The sequence below is a fragment of the Desulfosarcina sp. BuS5 genome (assembly GCF_028752835.1).
Classification (GTDB): Bacteria; Desulfobacterota; Desulfobacteria; order Desulfobacterales; family BuS5; genus BuS5.
This window is the reverse complement of sequence record NZ_CP087952.1, coordinates 781,448-799,359: the sequence shown is the minus strand read 5'-3', so window position 1 is coordinate 799,359 and position 17,912 is coordinate 781,448. Positions and strand designations below refer to the sequence as shown.

General features: G+C 42.1%; 16 protein-coding genes. 5 read left to right on the top strand and 11 right to left on the bottom strand.

The features are described from left to right. Nucleotides 1-5: 5 nt before the first annotated feature. On the bottom strand, nucleotides 6-575 hold the full coding sequence (locus BuS5_RS03805; protein WP_274427637.1) for a hypothetical protein: 570 nt from the start codon (nucleotides 573-575) through the stop codon (nucleotides 6-8). Nucleotides 576-684: 109 nt separating this feature from the next. Here BuS5_RS03805 and BuS5_RS03800 point away from each other — a divergent pair, with 109 nt between their 5' ends. Beyond that, a complete protein-coding gene (locus BuS5_RS03800; RefSeq protein WP_027355104.1) occupies nucleotides 685-1,377 on the top strand; it encodes a tyrosine-type recombinase/integrase in 693 nt (230 codons plus the stop codon). Between the two features lie 99 nt (nucleotides 1,378-1,476). After that, nucleotides 1,477-2,286 carry a DNA-primase RepB domain-containing protein gene (locus tag BuS5_RS03795; RefSeq protein WP_027355105.1) on the top strand — a complete coding sequence of 270 codons (810 nt, stop codon included), beginning with the start codon at nucleotides 1,477-1,479 and terminating at the stop codon, nucleotides 2,284-2,286. Between the two features lie 188 nt (nucleotides 2,287-2,474). Here the strand turns inward: BuS5_RS03795 and BuS5_RS03790 are convergent, their stop codons facing one another. From BuS5_RS03790 to BuS5_RS03750, 10 genes are all read right to left on the bottom strand, one after another. Next, entirely contained in the window at nucleotides 2,475-2,792 is a 318-nt protein-coding gene (locus BuS5_RS03790) for an SH3 domain-containing protein (RefSeq protein ID WP_027355106.1), read from the bottom strand. A gap of 43 nt (nucleotides 2,793-2,835) precedes the next feature. Next, nucleotides 2,836-3,072 carry an LITAF-like zinc ribbon domain-containing protein gene (locus tag BuS5_RS20340; protein ID WP_027355107.1) on the bottom strand — a complete coding sequence of 79 codons (237 nt, stop codon included), beginning with the start codon at nucleotides 3,070-3,072 and terminating at the stop codon, nucleotides 2,836-2,838. A gap of 861 nt (nucleotides 3,073-3,933) precedes the next feature. After that, complete coding sequence (locus BuS5_RS03785) at nucleotides 3,934-4,278, bottom strand: hypothetical protein (RefSeq protein WP_274427903.1); 345 nt, start codon at nucleotides 4,276-4,278, stop codon at nucleotides 3,934-3,936. Between the two features lie 81 nt (nucleotides 4,279-4,359). After that, the gene (locus BuS5_RS03780; protein WP_051375231.1) at nucleotides 4,360-5,421 is read right to left on the bottom strand and encodes an MmcB family DNA repair protein; all 1,062 of its coding nucleotides are present in this window, start codon (nucleotides 5,419-5,421) and stop codon (nucleotides 4,360-4,362) included. A 113-nt stretch (nucleotides 5,422-5,534) separates the two neighbouring features. Further along, nucleotides 5,535-6,347: an AbiJ-NTD4 domain-containing protein gene (locus BuS5_RS03775; RefSeq protein WP_027355132.1), complete on the bottom strand. Its 813-nt coding sequence runs from the start codon at nucleotides 6,345-6,347 to the stop codon at nucleotides 5,535-5,537. A 426-nt stretch (nucleotides 6,348-6,773) separates the two neighbouring features. Next, a complete protein-coding gene (gene ltrA, locus BuS5_RS03770) occupies nucleotides 6,774-8,147 on the bottom strand; it encodes a group II intron reverse transcriptase/maturase (protein WP_036019348.1) in 1,374 nt (457 codons plus the stop codon). 752 nt (nucleotides 8,148-8,899) lie between these two features. Then, nucleotides 8,900-9,316, bottom strand: coding sequence for a type II toxin-antitoxin system VapC family toxin (locus tag BuS5_RS03765; RefSeq protein WP_027353415.1), 417 nt, complete (start codon nucleotides 9,314-9,316; stop codon nucleotides 8,900-8,902). Nucleotides 9,317-9,318: 2 nt separating this feature from the next. Further along, entirely contained in the window at nucleotides 9,319-9,645 is a 327-nt protein-coding gene (locus BuS5_RS03760) for a hypothetical protein (RefSeq protein ID WP_027353414.1), read from the bottom strand. Nucleotides 9,646-10,520: 875 nt separating this feature from the next. Next, nucleotides 10,521-11,207, bottom strand: coding sequence for a Crp/Fnr family transcriptional regulator (locus BuS5_RS03755; protein ID WP_027353413.1), 687 nt, complete (start codon nucleotides 11,205-11,207; stop codon nucleotides 10,521-10,523). 103 nt (nucleotides 11,208-11,310) lie between these two features. Further along, a complete protein-coding gene (locus BuS5_RS03750; protein WP_027353412.1) occupies nucleotides 11,311-13,329 on the bottom strand; it encodes an AsmA family protein in 2,019 nt (672 codons plus the stop codon). A gap of 332 nt (nucleotides 13,330-13,661) precedes the next feature. On the opposite strand from BuS5_RS03750, the gene BuS5_RS03745 reads away from it, so the two are divergent. The 3 genes from BuS5_RS03745 to BuS5_RS03735 all read left to right on the top strand — a co-directional run bounded on the left by BuS5_RS03745 (nucleotide 13,662) and on the right by BuS5_RS03735 (nucleotide 17,853). After that, nucleotides 13,662-14,531, top strand: a complete 870-nt coding sequence (locus BuS5_RS03745; protein ID WP_027353411.1) for a radical SAM protein — start codon at nucleotides 13,662-13,664, stop codon at nucleotides 14,529-14,531. Nucleotides 14,532-14,814: 283 nt separating this feature from the next. After that, nucleotides 14,815-16,827, top strand: coding sequence for a transketolase (gene tkt / locus BuS5_RS03740; RefSeq protein ID WP_035264748.1), 2,013 nt, complete (start codon nucleotides 14,815-14,817; stop codon nucleotides 16,825-16,827). Nucleotides 16,828-17,109: 282 nt separating this feature from the next. Continuing rightward, a complete protein-coding gene (locus BuS5_RS03735; protein ID WP_027353409.1) occupies nucleotides 17,110-17,853 on the top strand; it encodes a GntR family transcriptional regulator in 744 nt (247 codons plus the stop codon). Nucleotides 17,854-17,912: the final 59 nt, after the last annotated feature.

Sequence of the window (17,912 nt, the reverse complement as noted above, 5' to 3'; positions counted from 1 at the left end):
AACAATCACTGACCAGGCGGTGATCTATCCAACTGAAGCTTTTGGGTACCTGACGTACCCGTTGTGATAAAATCGGTGTTTTGACAATCATGATTTCCTCCTTTGGTTTGGGGTGAATTCTTTAAAATATCCGCCCCCAATTGTTGCAAACCACGGAGGGTATTTACAATGTCATCTTGTAACGCATTTCCGGTAATATTGGCTATTAAGCCAAGCAAAACAGCAGGTTGCATTATTAAGGCATCTTGTAACGCAAAGCCTGTGTTTTGAGGATTATCGTCTTTGTTTTCAGATGGTTGAGCCGTTAAGGAATCTTGTAACGCATCCCGTTTTTTTGCTGATCGCCGCCAGTACCCCGGATTTCTTTTTCGCCACTCCTGAACCCGCTGGACATTCTCCGGCCCGCTAAAATAATTTTGATTCTCAGGTTTACTCAGCCATTTCTTCTGACTTGCAACCTTACTGGCTTTTCGACACGCAGGATTAAAACAGTGCTTCTGCCGACTTCTATTGCGAGCATCGGGTATGAACAACTTGCCGCAATGACAACATTTAGTTTGTTTTATGGATTTCATTCACAAAGCACCCCCTTACGGTGACAATATGAATAATTTTGAAATTCAGAAATGGGAAATATGAAAAAAATACAAGGAAGAAGATGGAAGAATAGTTTGAAAATAATGAATGGATTGGAAGAAAATCACACGAAAGAAAAATACATTTTTAAACCGCCAGTTTTATGGCATTTTTAAGTTACCGCTGACAGAAGTTATTAAGCTATTGAATACCATTGATCATAACAGTGTTTTGGGTTTTAGGGATTTAACTCTCTACACAATGCTTTACAGCCTGGGGCTTCGCATTGGTGAAGCTTTGAGCATAGATATTGAGGATATCGATTTTGACAATGACGTAGTCTGTATCCATGGAAAAGGCCGCAAGGAAAGGAAACTGCCGCTTACCGGAAATCTTCTTGATATAATAAACAAATGGTTGGTTTGCCGCACCCAGCTTAACAATGCTGATACACTCCAGGCTCTGTTCGTTTCCAAAAAAGGAAACAGGCTTTCCTCCAGAACTGCTCAGGATAATTTGAAAAAAATTGTTGCGAAAGCCGGCCCTTTCTCAATTGACAAGGTGACACCCCATAGTTTGAGACATGCATTTGCGACTCATGCCATTGAAGGAAAACAAGATATTTTTGTGCTAAAAGCAATCATGGGACATGCTTCTACAAAAAGCACTGAAATTTACCTTCATCCATCCATGAAACTTTTAAAAAAAGCGGTGAACGAACATATTGCCTCTGAAATCCTGAATGACCTTATTAATAGTAATATCTTTGCATTAAGGATTCATCAAGCCCGGGATTCCTGAAGTTTAAAAGATGCATATGGTCAATTTTATTGAATTATCTCTGTTGTCTTGACGAGAGACCTGGATACGAATGTCGTAAGCCAAACCATAGGAGTACGCATGCAATCAATTTTTCAAAAATTGAATCGCTATTTTTGTGTAAAATGGCAATTAGCAGTCCTGGATTTGAATTCAGGACGATGGATTATATCTTCCTCCAACAAAAATATTCCATATCTGAAAGCTGAAAACGCCAATGGCAGGCATATTTTGTTACAGCCGGCTTTATCAATTTCTCCTTATTATATGATGGTTGATGATCTTTCAATCACAACAATACATCTTCATCATAAATATAGTGACGGCGCCTGGAAACCAGGAAGGATGGCAGTTGAAACCTCACCGGAAAATTATCAGGTATGGATACATTCAAATAGATCTTTGCCACTTGATGAAAAGAGGCACTGGCTTAAAAAACTTTGCAATGATCCTGGTGCAGATCCCAATAATCGATGGGGAAGGTGTCCCGGGTTCCGGAATAGAAAAGAAAAACACAGGGATTCTAAAAACGGCTATCCAATGGCTAAGCTTATCTGGATTGATTGGAAATATCAGGCAGATATTCCTCAATACAAATCATGCCACACTGCCAGGACAAATAGAATAGTTCCCCTTTCCCCTCAACTCCTGAAGGGGGAAGTGTGTCTTAATAAATTTATTTCTCGCTCCGATTATGAAAAAGGTGATGAATCCAAAACTGATTTTTCGTATGCCCTTGCGCTTGCAAGGAGAAACTATCCACAAAGTAATATCCGAAACCGTTTATTGACAGAAAGAACAAATTGGAAAAGCCACAATGGCATTCATAAAAAAGATGCTTACATTACACGAACAATTGAGAAAGCAATAGCTATTGTCCAAAATTCTTAGATAAAGTCCAATTTTTTTTAAAAAATTGCCTGTAACCCAATGTTACCTAACCTATTCTTTAACTGCGGGGTTCGTCCCGCATAACCGGCTGGCAATGGAGCGCAGCGGAATTGCCAGTCCGAGTTGATGCGGTTGTTATGTGATAAAGATCATATCAAGAAGTTGCCAAGGTTTTCATCGGTAAAATTTTACCATCTCCCTGGAACAACGGTTGTCACGTTACTCCTCTGAATGTAGCATTCCGTGCAGTCAATATATTTTCCAGTTTGGGGGTCTCTGACTGGCGCAAAAATGATCTTCGCCCAACCGTTACCAACATCTTCAACTGTTACCGCAGCTTTCTTCAAAATAATGCCAATAATTTTTGCGTCTTTACTTGGTTCTTTGACAACCCAGCACGTTTCGCTCTTTACCCACCCACTAATTTCTGAGCAAAATACAGAATTTGCAAAAAGACTGATGAACATTAAGAACGCAATTGGAAACAGGGCCTTATTATATTTCATGATCAACCTCCTTGGTAGTTTTACACATAAGATTTGGAGTCTATTATTTTGGTATTGGATTTACGTATTTGCACTTTGGACAAATCTGATCGGCTGGCTTTAGCAACAACCATAGAAACATGATACCGGCCACGATAAACAGCGGCCAGAACAAGAAAGAAATAGAGAATAGGACCAAAAAGACGAGCCAAAGACCACATCCTGAGCCCTTAATTTGAGCCTTTCCTTCGTATTGACAATTTGGGCACTTAATCTGTTTCCGCCACAGTGCAAACGCCATTTATTCCTCCCTTGCACATAACGCCGGCTGTTGAGCCGCGAGAATCGCAGGCACTGAATGAAAAAGGCGGTTTTTTTTCATTCAGTGTCGAGAATCGCAGTCGGCTCGAACGCCCTTGATAGGTGGAGCGTGAGCGGAACCTGTCAAGGACGTTCGAGGAACTCGACAGCCGGCGATAAGTTGACCGTGTGCGTAGCGTAGCGGAGCTCACGGTCAACTTATCGGTTGCGTTCAGCCGCTTGGCGGGTTCGGCGCGAGCACATCCGCCTGCAAACCGACCCCAATGCGGGTGAGGAAACTCGAAAAGCGCGCCGATTAGCCAAGTCGGCTGCAACGCGTTGTTAGCGCGGCCCTTTACTTTTGCCCAACGAACCCGCTCCCAAGGCGCATTCCCCTCCACGTTCTCTCGACCTGTCGACAAATCCGCTTCCCGCTTCAACTGATTGCTTCACCAACATACTTTCGCTCACGAAACAAGCAAAAGTTATCCGCTCCTCGCTCGCGTTTCACCTTCGCCCCGCCGACGGTCTGATTCGCGTGTGTTCCTTCGACTGCCCCGAAGGATAGCTTTTGCGCTTTCACCATGCGAGCACGCTAACTCCCCATTCCAACTCACCACTTCTACCATCAGTAGCTTTCGCCGAGCGTCGATTACCACCTCTCCCCGCCTGAGACTAGCAAAAGGCATCCGTAGTCCGCGAAGGATGTCTTTTGCGGCTCTCACGAAACCCCTCCCGAACCACTGCAAGTTTCCCTCTCTCCCAGGCAGGGACGAAGCATACCTCCTAAACTGTCAAACGGCTTCGTTTGTCGCACTCACTGATCGCTACAGACTCCGCCACGTCCAATTGATTGACGCTCCTACATCTGCTGGATCTGCCCAAGGTCCTGCTCTAACCAATCCAGAGCTTCCTGATCCATTGTGCCTTCGTCCACGAACGACTTGGCTCTGGCAATCGCTTCCTCCATAAAAAACACGGATTCATCCTTGCGTCCCATCTTCTGATAGGTGAGCGCCAGACCGTGATACCCATTATGGTGTTTAGGCTGCGACATCACCAACTCTTTGAACTTCAGCTCGGCTGCTTCTAGCTTTGCGTTCCTCAGCAACGTCATTCCTTTGTTGTACCACTCAAAATCCTGGTTCTCGTATGGCTTGATGTACGCTATCTCTTTTCTAATTTGTTCCAGGTAGTCTGCGCCCATTTGCTCTCCTCGATTGTCTACTCCTCACAGGTATACTCCCGATTACTTTGGCCGCGCTAACGCCATGGTCAGCCGCCGAGTTTACGAGGTCGGCTGGACCAAATTGTTGGCCTGCGGCTCTTTTGATACTTCTCTTGATGTCTCTTCCAAAGCCTGTTGAATTAGATCATGATATTCAGAAACAATATGGTAATTGTCCTTTGTCTCACCGTGTGTGCCCCCACTTTCAAATTCGACTACCTGTCGGAGATGAGGATTTGATTTCTTGGTCAGGAACTGAGAAATATTGCTTAGGTAGCGACCACTTTGACCGATGTCGTTTCCGACTCCAGCTTCATACAGGCCTTGCTTTACTTCATCTCGATTGTAGATTCTATCCTCCTGGCTGATTATTTCCAGGAAGGCTCGAAAACGGGGGGTAAGTTCGCTATCCCTAGTAAGTGATTCAACGATCCGATTCTTTAATTCGTCTGGCTCCAAATTTGATTTTTCTAAAGAAAACGAACTCTTTCCAGATTGCTTCAGCTCTTTTTGTTTGCTTTCCTTCTTTTGAATGTAATCCTTTGCTTCAGGGAGTGGAATAATTATTTCGGGATTAATGAAAAGTTCTCCCTTCTGATCAAAATAGGGCGTCAACCGTATACATTCGATATCTATTTCTGATTCACGAAGCCACAATACGGCAGAAATAACCTCGGAATGAAATTCCTTGGCAACCAAAATTATCCTTTGGCGTTGGTTTAGATCTTCAGGCTCACAGTTGATAAATCCTTCGATTTTGACCTGAGCGTCATCACCATCTGTACCGAGATATTCAGCAAAATGCTTATAGATTTCGTCATGAGAAAAACTTGAGCAGTAAGAGGCATATTTGATCGCCTGCCACTCTACATCCGAACCGGAATTATCCCGTTTTAATTCAATTATGACCAATGCCCCTTCTTTATCCACCGCAAGTAAGTCAAGACGACGGCCAGATGGCAAAATTAACTCCTTTGATATTATCATGAGGGGCTCGCCAAGTATTTCCGGTGTTCCTGCAATCCACTCTTGGATATCAAAACGTTCTCTAAGATTGAGTTCACTGTATGTTGTAGCTGGAATCTCAATAAGTTTTTTATTCTTAATATCTACTCTATACATTTTAACACTCCCTTAGCAGAATTATGGCTATCTTTGCAGGCTAACGACTGAACTCACTGGTTTTTACGGAGCGTAGCGGAGTAAAAATCCAGTGCAGTGACTTGTTATGCATTTTATACGATAGTTGTTTTTAAATAATTTATAAATGTTGAGCATGATACTAGGAAAAACTTTGCATCAGAAACCGAAATATCTGGTTCGTCTAACATGGCATGTCTTATTCCATCTTCATCCCTAGTATATCCATAAATTGAAGAGAATCCTTTTTTAAGAGCAGGATGCAGATGTCCTTTTTTTTCGAGAATAGTTAACGCTTCCCCCAAAGTCGCTTTTGAATTTCCAGTTATCACACGAGACATACTTTCGACGGCAGATATTGACTCTTTGATTGAATTTCTATAGTCAGGATTTTCTCTTCTAGCCAAGTGTTCCATTGCTTTCTTAAGATGTGCATGAACACCGTTAAAGGGGCCTTCTGTTAAAGCCTTTTGTACCGCTTCAATTTCCACTTCATCAGTGACAGGAACAAATGCAGATTCAATAAAACGATAACCTGATAATTCTCGCTCAAGTATATTGTTTATTGCTTTGATTAATCTGGCGTTGCGCTCAGCTAATAATACATACTCTAAAAAATCATAAACTTCATACCAAGGGCATTCAAAATAGTAACTCCTAATAGCTTCTAATATTCTATGTGCTCTTTCAGGTCGTGAATCCATTGGTTTCTTGAAATAGTGAAACCATAGCCGACGGCTAAATTCTTCAATATCACCTGATCCATACTGTCTATACAAGAAATTGTTCTTACTCCATATAAAAACATCTAGGACATTCCACAAAGAATTACGTAATTCATCGTTCATTCCCTGCACTTGAAGAGCTGTTTCAACTGGCTTGATTTCTATTCTCTCACTGAACTTCATAAGTTACCTTTTTATGCATAACGCCGGCTGTTGAGCCGCGAGAATCGCAGGCACTGAATGAAAAAGGCGGTTTTTTTTCATTCAGTGTCGAGAATCGCAGTCGGCTCGAACGCCCTTGATAGGTGGAGCGTGAGCGGAACCTGTCAAGGACGTTCGAGGAACTCGACAGCCGGCGATAAGTTGACCGTGTGCGTAGCGTAGCGGAGCTCACGGTCAACTTATCGACAAAGCTCACTTGCCGCTGTGGAGCGCTAGCGGAACAGCGGTCAAGTTCCAGGTAGGAGCATCGGTTACCCGACGCCCCCCCTACAGACCCGTACGTGAAGATTTCCCTCATACGGTTCCTCGGTTCAAATCCTTTTTACCGGATTATCAACCAAACAGGCGACACCCCGTTTGGCGTATAACTTTGCAGCCCTTACGGCATCAAATATTATGGACTATTCTGGGTAATGGCAGTGGGTATGTTGTGCGCAAGTCCTCGAACATTACTTCGCCCTTGTGACTTCTTCGGCTTAACCATCGACGCCATGCTTTCTCAGTATATTCAAACACAACTTCCAGCACTTTGTAGTTACTTATTACTCCAAAGTACTGGTAAAAACCTCGCAGTTTACTGCAAAGAATCTCATACTGCTCGGCCATTGGCTTATGACGGTTATCCTTGCACCATATCCATATTCTCTTCATAAAACGGCTTGAACGCTTTCTTGCCGTCTTTTTCTTTATTACCATGTACCCTTTTAATGATTTTGACCAGTAAAATGTAAACCCTAAAAAATCAAACGTCCCGTTTCCCTTTCCGCTAATGCGTTTGGAAAATCGAATCAGTTTTGTCTTTTCCGGGTGAAGTGACAGCTCGAACTGTTCGAACCGCCTGGGTAATACATCCATGACACGCAATGCGTCTTTTTCATACTCGAACCCGAGGATGAAATCATCCGCCCAGCGTATGATGGAGCATCTCCCTTTCATCCGGGGGATCACTTCTTTCACGTACCAGTCATCTAAAACATAATGAAGAAAGATATTACTGAGCACAGGGGAAATTACTCCTCCCTGTGGAGTGCCCGTTTCAGAGTACGTCAGGTTGCCTTCCTCCATTACGCCTGCATTCAACCACTTCCCTATCAGGCGAATCATTCCGCCGTCACTTACTCTCCGACGTATCATGTCTTTAAGTAACTCGTGATTAATATTGTCAAATAGTCCTGTAATATCTGCGCTTACTATCCAGCTGATATTCTGCTTCAAGCATTGCTCACGTAAATCTTTGATTGCCATGTGTTGGCTCCGACCTTTTCTGAATGCATGGGAAAAATTGTAAAAATTCCTGTCAAATATGACATTCAATATGGCTGCTGCTGCTTTCTGGACAATTTTATCCTCAAGTACAGGTATGCCAATTGGACGCTTTTTCCCTCCTTCCTTGTCTATCCAGATACGCTTTACAGGAGACGCAACGTACTGTCCTCTCCGCAGTCGTTCATACAGATTATAGAGGTTTTGATCAAGATTTTCGGCATACTCCTTTGCCGTAACCTTGTCCACTCCTGCAGATTTGCTTTTCCGAATTTTACGAAAGGATTGTTTCAGTAAATCAAAGTCTATCCGATGGACTACTGATGTAAATACCAGTTCAGGATTACTTTGAGCAAGCAGCTCGATTTTGATAAGGGATGACCCACCTGTTAACACCGGTGGTTGTCCCCATTCTATCGGTCTGGAATTGCAAGCGACCGTTCTTGCAATTTCTCGGCTTTTTGTTGATATGGTTTGTGACATCTGTGTATCTCCCATAATTCCTGCCAAAAAAACGTTATACCCTGCTTCACCTTCCCTGCAGTGGGTCGCTTGGGCATCACTTCCCCACCTTTCCGATCAAGATAGTTCAATTCTTAATCATCGGTACTATGATCTGCTAAGACTTCCGAATGTTTATCTCAGGTTCGTTCGCTCTTCGCTATCCTCCCCTGATACCTTGTATCGCCCATCTTTTAATGTTTGTGTTTCTGCCAATGGCAGACTCGTTGCAAGGCGGGACATTCCTATGCAACGCCGGGATTTCGCTTGCGCTGGATTTCCTGTTACCGTTCTTTTTACCCAAGGAAACATCCGGGTCTCCCAAGTTCCCGAGCTACCCCTTTGAGTACATGCCCTGGTCTAAGACCCCGGTGGTGTCCTGAATACTTGCCTTAGCATATTCAGGACTGCTGCCTTCCGCTGTCTCCAAAGCGTCGGCTTTTTCCTGCAAGCAGGATTATCACAATGACCACAACCATACATTTTTCGGGGCTCAATACAGAGCCTGCAATCTTGCTCCGTCCAGCTCCAGACTCCCGTTACCGGGTTTACCTGTGGACTTCGCTACTGACCTGCTGGTTAGTCTTTAGTCAGGTGGGACTATCTTAACATCAATGCCAGAGCAAGCCCTGCAGAGATGAAGGAAACAAACCGTTTCCCGAGCACCCACTTGGTAACAATATCGAGTTTCAAAGACCTTGTGTCTTATCCCAACGATTCGGATTTATCTTGGCACGAGGAGCGCCTTGTTAGCCATTAAATAATTCAATTCCCTTTTTATAACATATATCAATGAAATCAGACTCATTAAAGGTAAGAATTGCATCTATTTTGACGGAATCATCTTCCAAGATATTTCTTATTATTATATCTACCAAACTAAATCTCTGCCCATGACTAAAAAAATAATTCAGAGAGACTTCTTTATAATCTTTATCTGATATATAATAAGTGGAATGAGATTTTATAATTCTATGGAACTTTTCAGTCCATGACTGACGTCGAGAGAATCTAGTATTTAAAGTCTCATATAGTGTTGGCCAAGGAATTAGTAATGTATGTGGAGCGATATATTCAAAATATAACAAAGCGTCTTCATGGTAACGGTCTCTATCATCAAATAGAGCAAACCAAAATCCTGTGTCTATTACTATTGATTTTGCCATATTTAATAGTCTTCATCACTTTCTGTTGATTTAGTTCCATAACCTGTCCATGGTGCAGATTTACGTTTCCCAAAAATAAATTTTCCTTTTAATTTTTTTTCAGAACTTTTGAATATTATATAAACTCTATCTCTTTTTGTGAGAGATATGTTATTTTTTATATCTTCTTTTATCTTTTCAATTAAATTTTCATCGTTATCAATTTCATAATTAAAAAAAGCTAAACTATCACCGCATTCTTTTGCCTCAAGATCATCTAGCCATGCATATAGTCCTTCATAATCTCCTTTTACTCCCAAATCATATGACAACCATATAGCTTTTTTCATAGTTTTCTCCCCGTATAGTTATTGTTTTTTTGGCTAACGCCGGCTGTTGAGCCGCGAGAATCGCAGGCACTGAATGAAAAAGGCGGTTTTTTTTCATTCAGTGTCGAGAATCGCAGTCGGCTCGAACGCCCTTGATAGGTGGAGCGTGAGCGGAACCTGTCAAGGACGTTCGAGGAACTCGACAGCCGGCGATAAGTTGACCGTGTGCGTAGCGTAGCGGAGCTCACGGTCAACTTATCAGAGCAATAAATGTAAAAAAATACATGCTATTTCCGCATATAGGTTGCACTTTTTTACGCATATTGCTATATTAAACAATAAAATCTGTATAAAATATATATTTAGTACTCATATTACATTTATTGACAAATTTTTACACTTATTGCGATATTAAAGTAAATATGATGCAGGATAAAACGCAGATTCCGTCCTGATCCAAAAGCAAAATCAATGGATCAGGTCAAAGAAGTTTTACGTTACCATCATTATGCCTATTGCACAGAGGTTACGTATTGTCAATGGATTGTGCGCTATATCATAGAGCGATTGCATCAAAATTTGGGCACCCTTCATATCACTTCAAAAGTACTTTACACTTTTTTTGAAAAAATAAACCTATCTGTGTCCCATTGTTCTTTCAAAAGTGTCAACGATAAATGAAGGGCGCCAAAATTTAGCATGATTTTTGATTCTAGATAAATCAATAAGTTACAAATGCTGCTTGCTGTCTTACGCAACTATTTGATTTTTAATGGTCTAAAATTTTGATGCAATAGCCCTGGTCGGGGCGTAGGGCTATTGCCTAAAAATATCAATTAAATCTACAGCGGATTTGGACACAAATTCTGTGAAGTTATCTTTGAGCGAACCCTCATTCATAATAACTTTCCGTATTCAGCCAGCTCTTCAAGCCCGGGATTGTTTAATATTTTTATTTCCCTTCCATTAACCTCAATCAGGCCATCCTTGCTCATCCTGGACAGAATGCGCGACATGGTTTCCGGTATTGTTCCCAGCAGGCTGGAGAGTTGACCCTTGGAAACAGGCAGAGTCAAGATGTCAGGTATGTCCTGTTCTTCGGATAAAGAAATAAAATATGCGGCCAAACGTCCTGGAACTTCTTTAAGGGACAGGTTTTCTATCAAAAGTGTGAACTGACGGAGTCTTCTTGAAAGAAGGGCAAGTATCTTTAGGGCCAGGGACGGATTTTTTGATAACAGACTTATAAAAGAATCCTTGGGAAAAAAGAGTATGTGACTTTTAATAAGAGCTTCAGCGACGGCAGGAAATTTCAGGCCGGAAAAAACCGAAACCTCGCCAAAGGGGTTGCCTGGTCCGTATATGTGAAGTATTTGCTCCTTACCGTCCATGGAGACTTTGTAGATTTTAACCTTGCCGGCAGCAACAATATAGAAACCGTTCCCCTCATCTCCTTCCATAAAAATAATCTTGCCTTTATCATAAAACTGATCTTCGGCGATACTTCTCATGGCTTTAAGCTGATCCTCGGATAGTCCGTTGAAAATAGGGGTCTTTGATATAATTTCCAGAATTTTTTCCATGATTAAAAAAATACCATTGAGTACCGCATAAGCCAAGGTGAGAGGATGCTTTTCGGGTGTGCTGTGAGGTATAAAAAAAGCAAAAAAAACGTGCCGCCAATTATTATTTAAATATTCCTTTTAAAATTTCTTTTGTAGTTTCCTCCATAGGTTTCAGTTCTTCATTTTTAAAAAATTTTTTAAATTCGGATGATTCAAAAAGTCGTTCTTCAAGCTCTTTATCAATAACCTTTTTAATATCAGGCCGAAATTTGGGAGATGAAAAATTTCCTGTAATGAGCACCGGTATGAGATATTTCGAACCCTTCCGATCTTTATTCGTGTCACCCTCTTTTTCAACTAAAAATGGTTCCAGCCGGAAATCCAACGACTCTGTCACAAGGTCGGCTCTGCCCATGGCTGTCAATCTAATGTCATGGGAAATAAATCCGGCGTCGGATATGTTAAGTACACCGTCAACTATTTTGAATGAAGAAAAAATTTGTCCGAATTTTGTGGTGGATTCCTCTTTGCCCTCCATGATTTTAGTAAATGCGGATTTGGTGTTTTTTACCATGCCAGTAATATCTATACCCTTAATGGCGACATTGGTAAGGTTTAGTTCGCCGGAACCGTTAAGACTCTTTTTGATTTCACTGGGGGCGTCGCCTCTTGTTTTCAGATTTAAGGTTGTATTCAGAGTACCTTCCAGGAAGTCCTGCCCCGAAGTATCCGCAAGCAGCCCTCCGGTGTTGAGATTTTTTACATCCAAAGCCAAACTGCTTTTTATGATATCATTCTTCACATCAACAAGCCCCACCGTAGTTACATCGCCCTGATATAGATTCAACGTGAGCGGGTTGATTTTAAAAATTCCGCTTTTCCCTGAAATTGACAGGTCAATATCCTTAATTTTTGCATTGCCGATCTTGATTTTACCAATTTTGATCCTACCTTTTATAATGAGTTTGCGCAGTGGAGTGTAATCAAGTTTTGAAGCAGGAAATGCAGCAGCCTTGATTTCCACCTGCCCGGCTTCTTTTTGCGTGGCTGTTTTTTTCTGTTCAGGCGGCAGATATCTATCCAGGTCTATTTGATCCATCTCCAAATTAAAATTCAGGTTGGGCTTGGAAAATTCTTTAGCATCGGCTGAAATTTTTAGTTTTGAATCATCTATTTCCAAAAGACACTTTGAAACTGAAACGCTATTCAGATCACCTTTCAGGTTTAGAGTTAAGGATGCAAGATTTAAAACTTCAGGATCGGAGGTCTCCACCGGAAAGTCAAACCCGAGATGCTTGCAAAGTTTGCGTGGTGAAAATGGTGCAACACTTAGTTTGATTTCGGCTTCTGGCGCTGCTGCAGGGTCGACTACGGAACCGGCAATTTTTATATCCATCTGGTTTGCTGCCATAACCGATATATCAAAAGGTATCTTTCCTTTAAAGATTTTTTTACCAAGAGGGCCCATGCTTCCTTTTAAAGATACAGTATGCCCGTCCAGATTTGCTGAACAATTGATGTTGATTTGATGGTCAAGGGAAAAATCATCTATGCGCAGGGTCAGATCGGATATTTCCCTTTTTGTAGTCGTGGTTTCGTCAATAAATATTATCGATCCTGCTGATATAGAAAACTCGTCCACATTTAAAGAATCTACGGATATTTTGAATTCTGATTTTTTCGCATTCAGTTCGGGAACGAGATCGGGATCTGAAGGAGCGCCTTTTCGGCTCTCCCCTATTCCTTCCCAGTTTGAAAGTTCTTTTTTTTGAATCAGTATAACCTGGGGGCCATTTACTATGAATCGGGTAACCCTGATATCCTTAAATAGAGACAGTATTAATTTCAAAATATCCACTCGGGCTTCAAAGGATTCAATAACAACAAAATCTTTTTTTTCGAATCCCTGGGGATTGCCAAGGTGTAGATCGGAAAATGATATGCCTGCCACAGGAAACAGGGAAAAACCAAGATCCCCATTAATTGTGAAAGATCTTCCCGTTGTTTCGGCAACTTTTTTTTCAATAACCGGTTTGTAATGCTGGATATCAATAAAATGCGGAACAACAAGAAGAACGGCAATGATCAAAACTATAGTAGAGAGGCAGACAATGAAACACCATTTAATAAATCTTTTCATGATTCGTCTCCTGACCCGGATAAACCGTAAAAGTTACACGCGTCTGAAGTTTACAGTATTGCCGGGCGTTATTTTTAAAATATCTATAGATTGTCAGATAATAAATTTCACAAGGCCAGAGGGAGGAAGGCGTATTGTAATACTCCGACGACCGATAACGCAGTGAAATTATTTATGTGACAATCTATAAAGAGGATAAATCACCTTTATCCGTATATTAAATCCTTGTAAATCTTTTTTTTTGTAACCGCCAGGGAAGCGGCTTCTGTAAAAATTGTTGCAAAAAATATTCTTTCTATAATAAATAAGGCAAACAATAAAGGAGAAAAAAAATGCACTATGAAGGTAATATGATAAGGCCGCCGAGTGAGGCCAACAGCATCCTGTTGCAGGTTACGGTCGGGTGCTCCCATAATAAATGTAGATTCTGCGGAGCTTATAAAGGAGAAAGATTTCGCATAAAACCGGATGCAATTATCATGGAGGATATTGCATTTGCGGCCGAGTACTGCCAACGTCAGCGCAGGGTTTTTTTATGCGACGGAGACGCCTTGATCATACCTCAAAAGAGGTTGCTGCCTATTTTAAAAGCGATAGAGAATCAATTGCCCTGGGTGACCCGCGTTGGGGTATATGCCAATACCAAGAGCATAAAAATGAAAACCCCGGATGAGCTGAAGGAGCTTAAAGAGCATGGCCTCGCCATAGCTTATATGGGCCTTGAAACCGGCGATGATGTAACATTAAAAAAAATTCGTAAGGGCGCAAACTCGGATACCATGATCAAGATGGGTAAAAAGGTACGGGAAGCAGGTATTAAACTATCCATAACCGTGCTTCTGGGGATTGCCGGCCCTGAAAGATCCACTATTCATGCAAAAGAGACCGGCCGGGTTTTATCTGAAATCGATCCCGAATATGTGGGCGCTCTCTCTCTTATGCTTTATCCGGATGCAGATCTTTACAATGAATATAAGTCCGGTGAATTTGTTCTTTTAGAACCGGACAAAATGCTTGAAGAACTGAAAATAATGATAAAGAATACCAATATGACCAGGGGGCTTTTTCATGCCAATCATGCCTCCAATTACCTGCCTATCAGGGCAATAATGCCCAAAGACAAGGAACCTACCCTGCAATTAATTGATGAAGCCCTTGGCGGCCGGGTAGCGCTCAGGCCGGAATGGATGCGAGCGCTTTAACAGCCTTTCAATTAATTTGTAATTAGTGCTTGAACGAAAACAATATTAATCAAAATAAAACAAAGTGTTATTGTTTGTTTATTTAAATGAAGTTTTAGGTGTTAGATGTTAGCTTTTAGGTGTTAAAGGGAAAATAGAACATGTTAGAGCCAATACCTAACGCCTAAAAGCTAATCGCTTTAAATCTTCGTTTAAAAAACAAGCTGGCAATAGTTATTTTATCAACAGGATAACAGTTTTCGTTCAGGCACTGCTAATTATTTTTTATAAGGAGATTTTAACCATGAACAACGGCTTGAGCAATAGCCAGAAAGAAACAGATCAATTATGTATTAATACAATCCGCACATTATCCATGGATGCCGTCCAGAAAGCCAATTCCGGACATCCCGGAGCGCCACTGGGGCTTGCGGCGGCTGCATATGTTTTATGGACGCGTGTATTGAAACATAATCCAAAAAATTCGGCCTGGCTGGATCGGGACCGTTTTGTCCTTTCAGGCGGGCATGCCTCCATGCTTCTTTACAGCCTGCTTCATCTTAGCGGATACGGCCTGAGTATTGATGATATAAAAAATTTCAGGCAATGGGGGAGCAAAACACCAGGGCATCCTGAATACGGGCATACACCGGGTGTCGAGACCACCACCGGCCCGCTCGGACAGGGCTTTGCCAACGGCGTGGGCATGGCTATGGCGGAACGTCACCTGGCCGCCCGCTTTAACGTTTCGGAACACGCGATAGTGGATCACTTTACCTATATAATGTGTGGAGACGGCGATATGATGGAGGGGGTTACAAGTGAAGCAGCCTCCATGGCCGGACATCTCGGCCTCTCCAGACTGATCTGTCTTTACGATGACAACGGAATTTCCATTGAAGGTAAGACCTCCATAACATTTACCGAAAACGTCGCTTTGAGATTTCAAGCCTATGGGTGGCAGGTTTTGCAAGTCGATGACGGAAATGATACGGAAAAAATTTATGAAGCAATTATGGCGGCCCGGGCGGAAACTGAAAGACCGTCTATTGTTATCCTTAAAACACATATAGCATACGGCAGCCCTAATAAACAGGATACTGCTGATGCTCATGGCGCTCCCCTGGGAGTAGATGAGATCAAACTCACCAAAAAAAATCTTGGCTGGCCGGAAGATGCCTTTTTCCTGGTACCCGATGAAGTCTCCGGGAGATTTATGGAATGTTCAAAAAAAGGTGAAAAGGCCGAGTCTGAATGGCTGGGGATGTTTGAATCATATTCAAGTCAAAATCCTGATCTTGCAAAACAATGGGTTGATGCCGTCACCGGATTTCTAAAACCAGGATGGGATGCCGATCTGCCTGAATTTACTACCTCAGACGATCCGATTGCCACTCGCGCGGCATCTGGAAAAATTTTGAACGCGATATCGGAAAAGCTTCCAACCCTCATTGGTGGATCATCGGATCTGGCGCCTTCCAACAAAACCTTTATAGATTCCTCACCGGAATTCCAGAAAGGGAGTTATGCCGGCAGGAATATCCGTTTCGGCGTAAGGGAACACGCCATGGGAGCCATAATGTCAGGCATGTTTTTGCATCACGGCGTTCGTCCCTATGGCGGGACTTTCCTCGTTTTTGCTGATTATATGCGCGCGGCAATACGGGTTGCGGCACTGATGAAGCTGCCCTTAATTTACGTCTTCACCCATGACAGCATCGCCGTGGGTGAAGACGGGCCGACTCATCAACCGGTGGAACAGCTTGCCTCCCTGCGGGCTATCCCCGGCCTGACGGTTATAAGACCAGCCGATGCGGAAGAGACCAAAAATGCCTGGCGGCAGGCTTTAACGACCTCGGGAGGCCCTGTCGCTCTTATTCTAAGCCGCCAGAAATTGCCTGTTCTGGATAAATCGGAATCAAAAGGCGCGCTTTCAAACGGAGCGTATATTCTTTCAGATTCAAAAAAGACGCCTGATGTTATTTTGATTGCATCCGGATCAGAGGTACACCTGGCAATTGAGGCAAAAAGCATTTTACAGCAAAAAGGGATCGCGACCAGGGTTGTAAGCATGCCGAGCTGGGAGCTTTTTGAAAAAACCTCCCTTAGCTATAAAAACAATGTTATTTTACCCGGAGTTCCCTTACGCATTGCCATAGAGGCCGGACTCCCCATGGGATGGGAGCGTTATACAGGCGACAAGGGCGCTATAATTGGTATAAATAAATTCGGTGCGTCCGCTCCGGGCGGCACTGTTATGGAAGAATACGGTTTTACAACCGGAAATATCATAAGCAAGGTAACTGAATTGATATAGATTGTCACAGTAGGGGCACGATGCATCGTGCCCCTACCCTATAGGTAAGCCTTCCTAATATTTTTTCATCTATCTCTGTAAAATCAATTATCTGATTTATTTTTGATACAAAGAATCATTTGCATAGAAAAAATATAAAATATCCTTGACACTATATAGGTATATAGTTTAAAAAATTAGTTTATTAAGATTCTATAATAATTATGATATAATATTATTATAAATACATCTTATTTTATCACACACACACGAAGGTCTTGATTACACAATCAATATTATATTATGAAGCTAAGCAGAGACCATATCCCACTCTATTTTCAACTGCAGCAAATTTTAAGGAAAAGTATTTTATCAGGGAAAATTTCTCCTGAAGATCCATTGCCGACGGAGAATGAACTCTGCAATCAATACGGTGTAAGTAGAACAACGGTCAGACAGGCTTTCACCGCGCTGTTAAATGAAGGTCTTATATCCAGGATACCCGGCAAGGGTACTTTTATAATTGAACGTGATCCCAATCGGAAAGTCGTCCATTATTTTCATACCACAGGCGGGTTGGTTGAATCATCAAATTTTGCCAAACTTAAAAAAACGATTCATTACAGGGGGCTGGTAACACCCTCTATAAAAATCTCCAAACTTCTGAATCTGGAACAGGACAAAAAGATTTTCTGTTTGCGCGGCACCAGATATCAAGGCGATCAGCCCATATGTTTTTTTATTACCAGCATTTCATCCGAGCATGCCCATTATTTCAGAGGCAGGCGGCTTACTAACGAGATCATGCTGACGGTACTGGAAAGGGAGCTCGGCCAGAGCATCCAGAAAGTTCGCCAGACTTTCAGAGCCGTAAAGGCGGATGAACGGGTTGCCCGGCATCTTGCAATCAAGAAGGATGAACCGGTTCTTGAACTGGAACAGATATATTTCGTATCCCCTGAAATACCCATTGAAGTGGGTATAAACTATTTCCATGCAGACCAATACCAATATGCAATGGAATTGAAACATAAACTGGATATTTGATATATAGTGCCTCATTATTATCAAATTTTTTATCCGGAGCTTCAGCTTTCATAAATTTC

What these genes read in the sequence shown, in the direction of transcription:
- BuS5_RS03780 (WP_051375231.1), bottom strand. Translation starts at nt 5,421, where the DNA reads ATGTATAGAGTAGATATTAAGAATAAAAAACTTATTGAGATTCCAGCT.
- BuS5_RS03790 (WP_027355106.1), bottom strand. Translation starts at nt 2,792, where the DNA reads ATGAAATATAATAAGGCCCTGTTTCCAATTGCGTTCTTAATGTTCATC.
- BuS5_RS03775 (WP_027355132.1), bottom strand. Translation starts at nt 6,347, where the DNA reads ATGAAGTTCAGTGAGAGAATAGAAATCAAGCCAGTTGAAACAGCTCTT.
- BuS5_RS03745 (WP_027353411.1), top strand. Translation starts at nt 13,662, where the DNA reads ATGCACTATGAAGGTAATATGATAAGGCCGCCGAGTGAGGCCAACAGC.
- BuS5_RS03805 (WP_274427637.1), bottom strand. Translation starts at nt 575, where the DNA reads ATGAAATCCATAAAACAAACTAAATGTTGTCATTGCGGCAAGTTGTTC.
- ltrA (WP_036019348.1), bottom strand. Translation starts at nt 8,147, where the DNA reads ATGGGAGATACACAGATGTCACAAACCATATCAACAAAAAGCCGAGAA.
- BuS5_RS03765 (WP_027353415.1), bottom strand. Translation starts at nt 9,316, where the DNA reads ATGGCAAAATCAATAGTAATAGACACAGGATTTTGGTTTGCTCTATTT.
- BuS5_RS03755 (WP_027353413.1), bottom strand. Translation starts at nt 11,207, where the DNA reads ATGGAAAAAATTCTGGAAATTATATCAAAGACCCCTATTTTCAACGGA.
- tkt (WP_035264748.1), top strand. Translation starts at nt 14,815, where the DNA reads ATGAACAACGGCTTGAGCAATAGCCAGAAAGAAACAGATCAATTATGT.
- BuS5_RS03795 (WP_027355105.1), top strand. Translation starts at nt 1,477, where the DNA reads ATGCAATCAATTTTTCAAAAATTGAATCGCTATTTTTGTGTAAAATGG.
- BuS5_RS03760 (WP_027353414.1), bottom strand. Translation starts at nt 9,645, where the DNA reads ATGAAAAAAGCTATATGGTTGTCATATGATTTGGGAGTAAAAGGAGAT.
- BuS5_RS03800 (WP_027355104.1), top strand. Translation starts at nt 685, where the DNA reads ATGGATTGGAAGAAAATCACACGAAAGAAAAATACATTTTTAAACCGC.
- BuS5_RS03750 (WP_027353412.1), bottom strand. Translation starts at nt 13,329, where the DNA reads ATGAAAAGATTTATTAAATGGTGTTTCATTGTCTGCCTCTCTACTATA.
- BuS5_RS20340 (WP_027355107.1), bottom strand. Translation starts at nt 3,072, where the DNA reads ATGGCGTTTGCACTGTGGCGGAAACAGATTAAGTGCCCAAATTGTCAA.
- BuS5_RS03735 (WP_027353409.1), top strand. Translation starts at nt 17,110, where the DNA reads ATGAAGCTAAGCAGAGACCATATCCCACTCTATTTTCAACTGCAGCAA.
- BuS5_RS03785 (WP_274427903.1), bottom strand. Translation starts at nt 4,278, where the DNA reads ATGGGCGCAGACTACCTGGAACAAATTAGAAAAGAGATAGCGTACATC.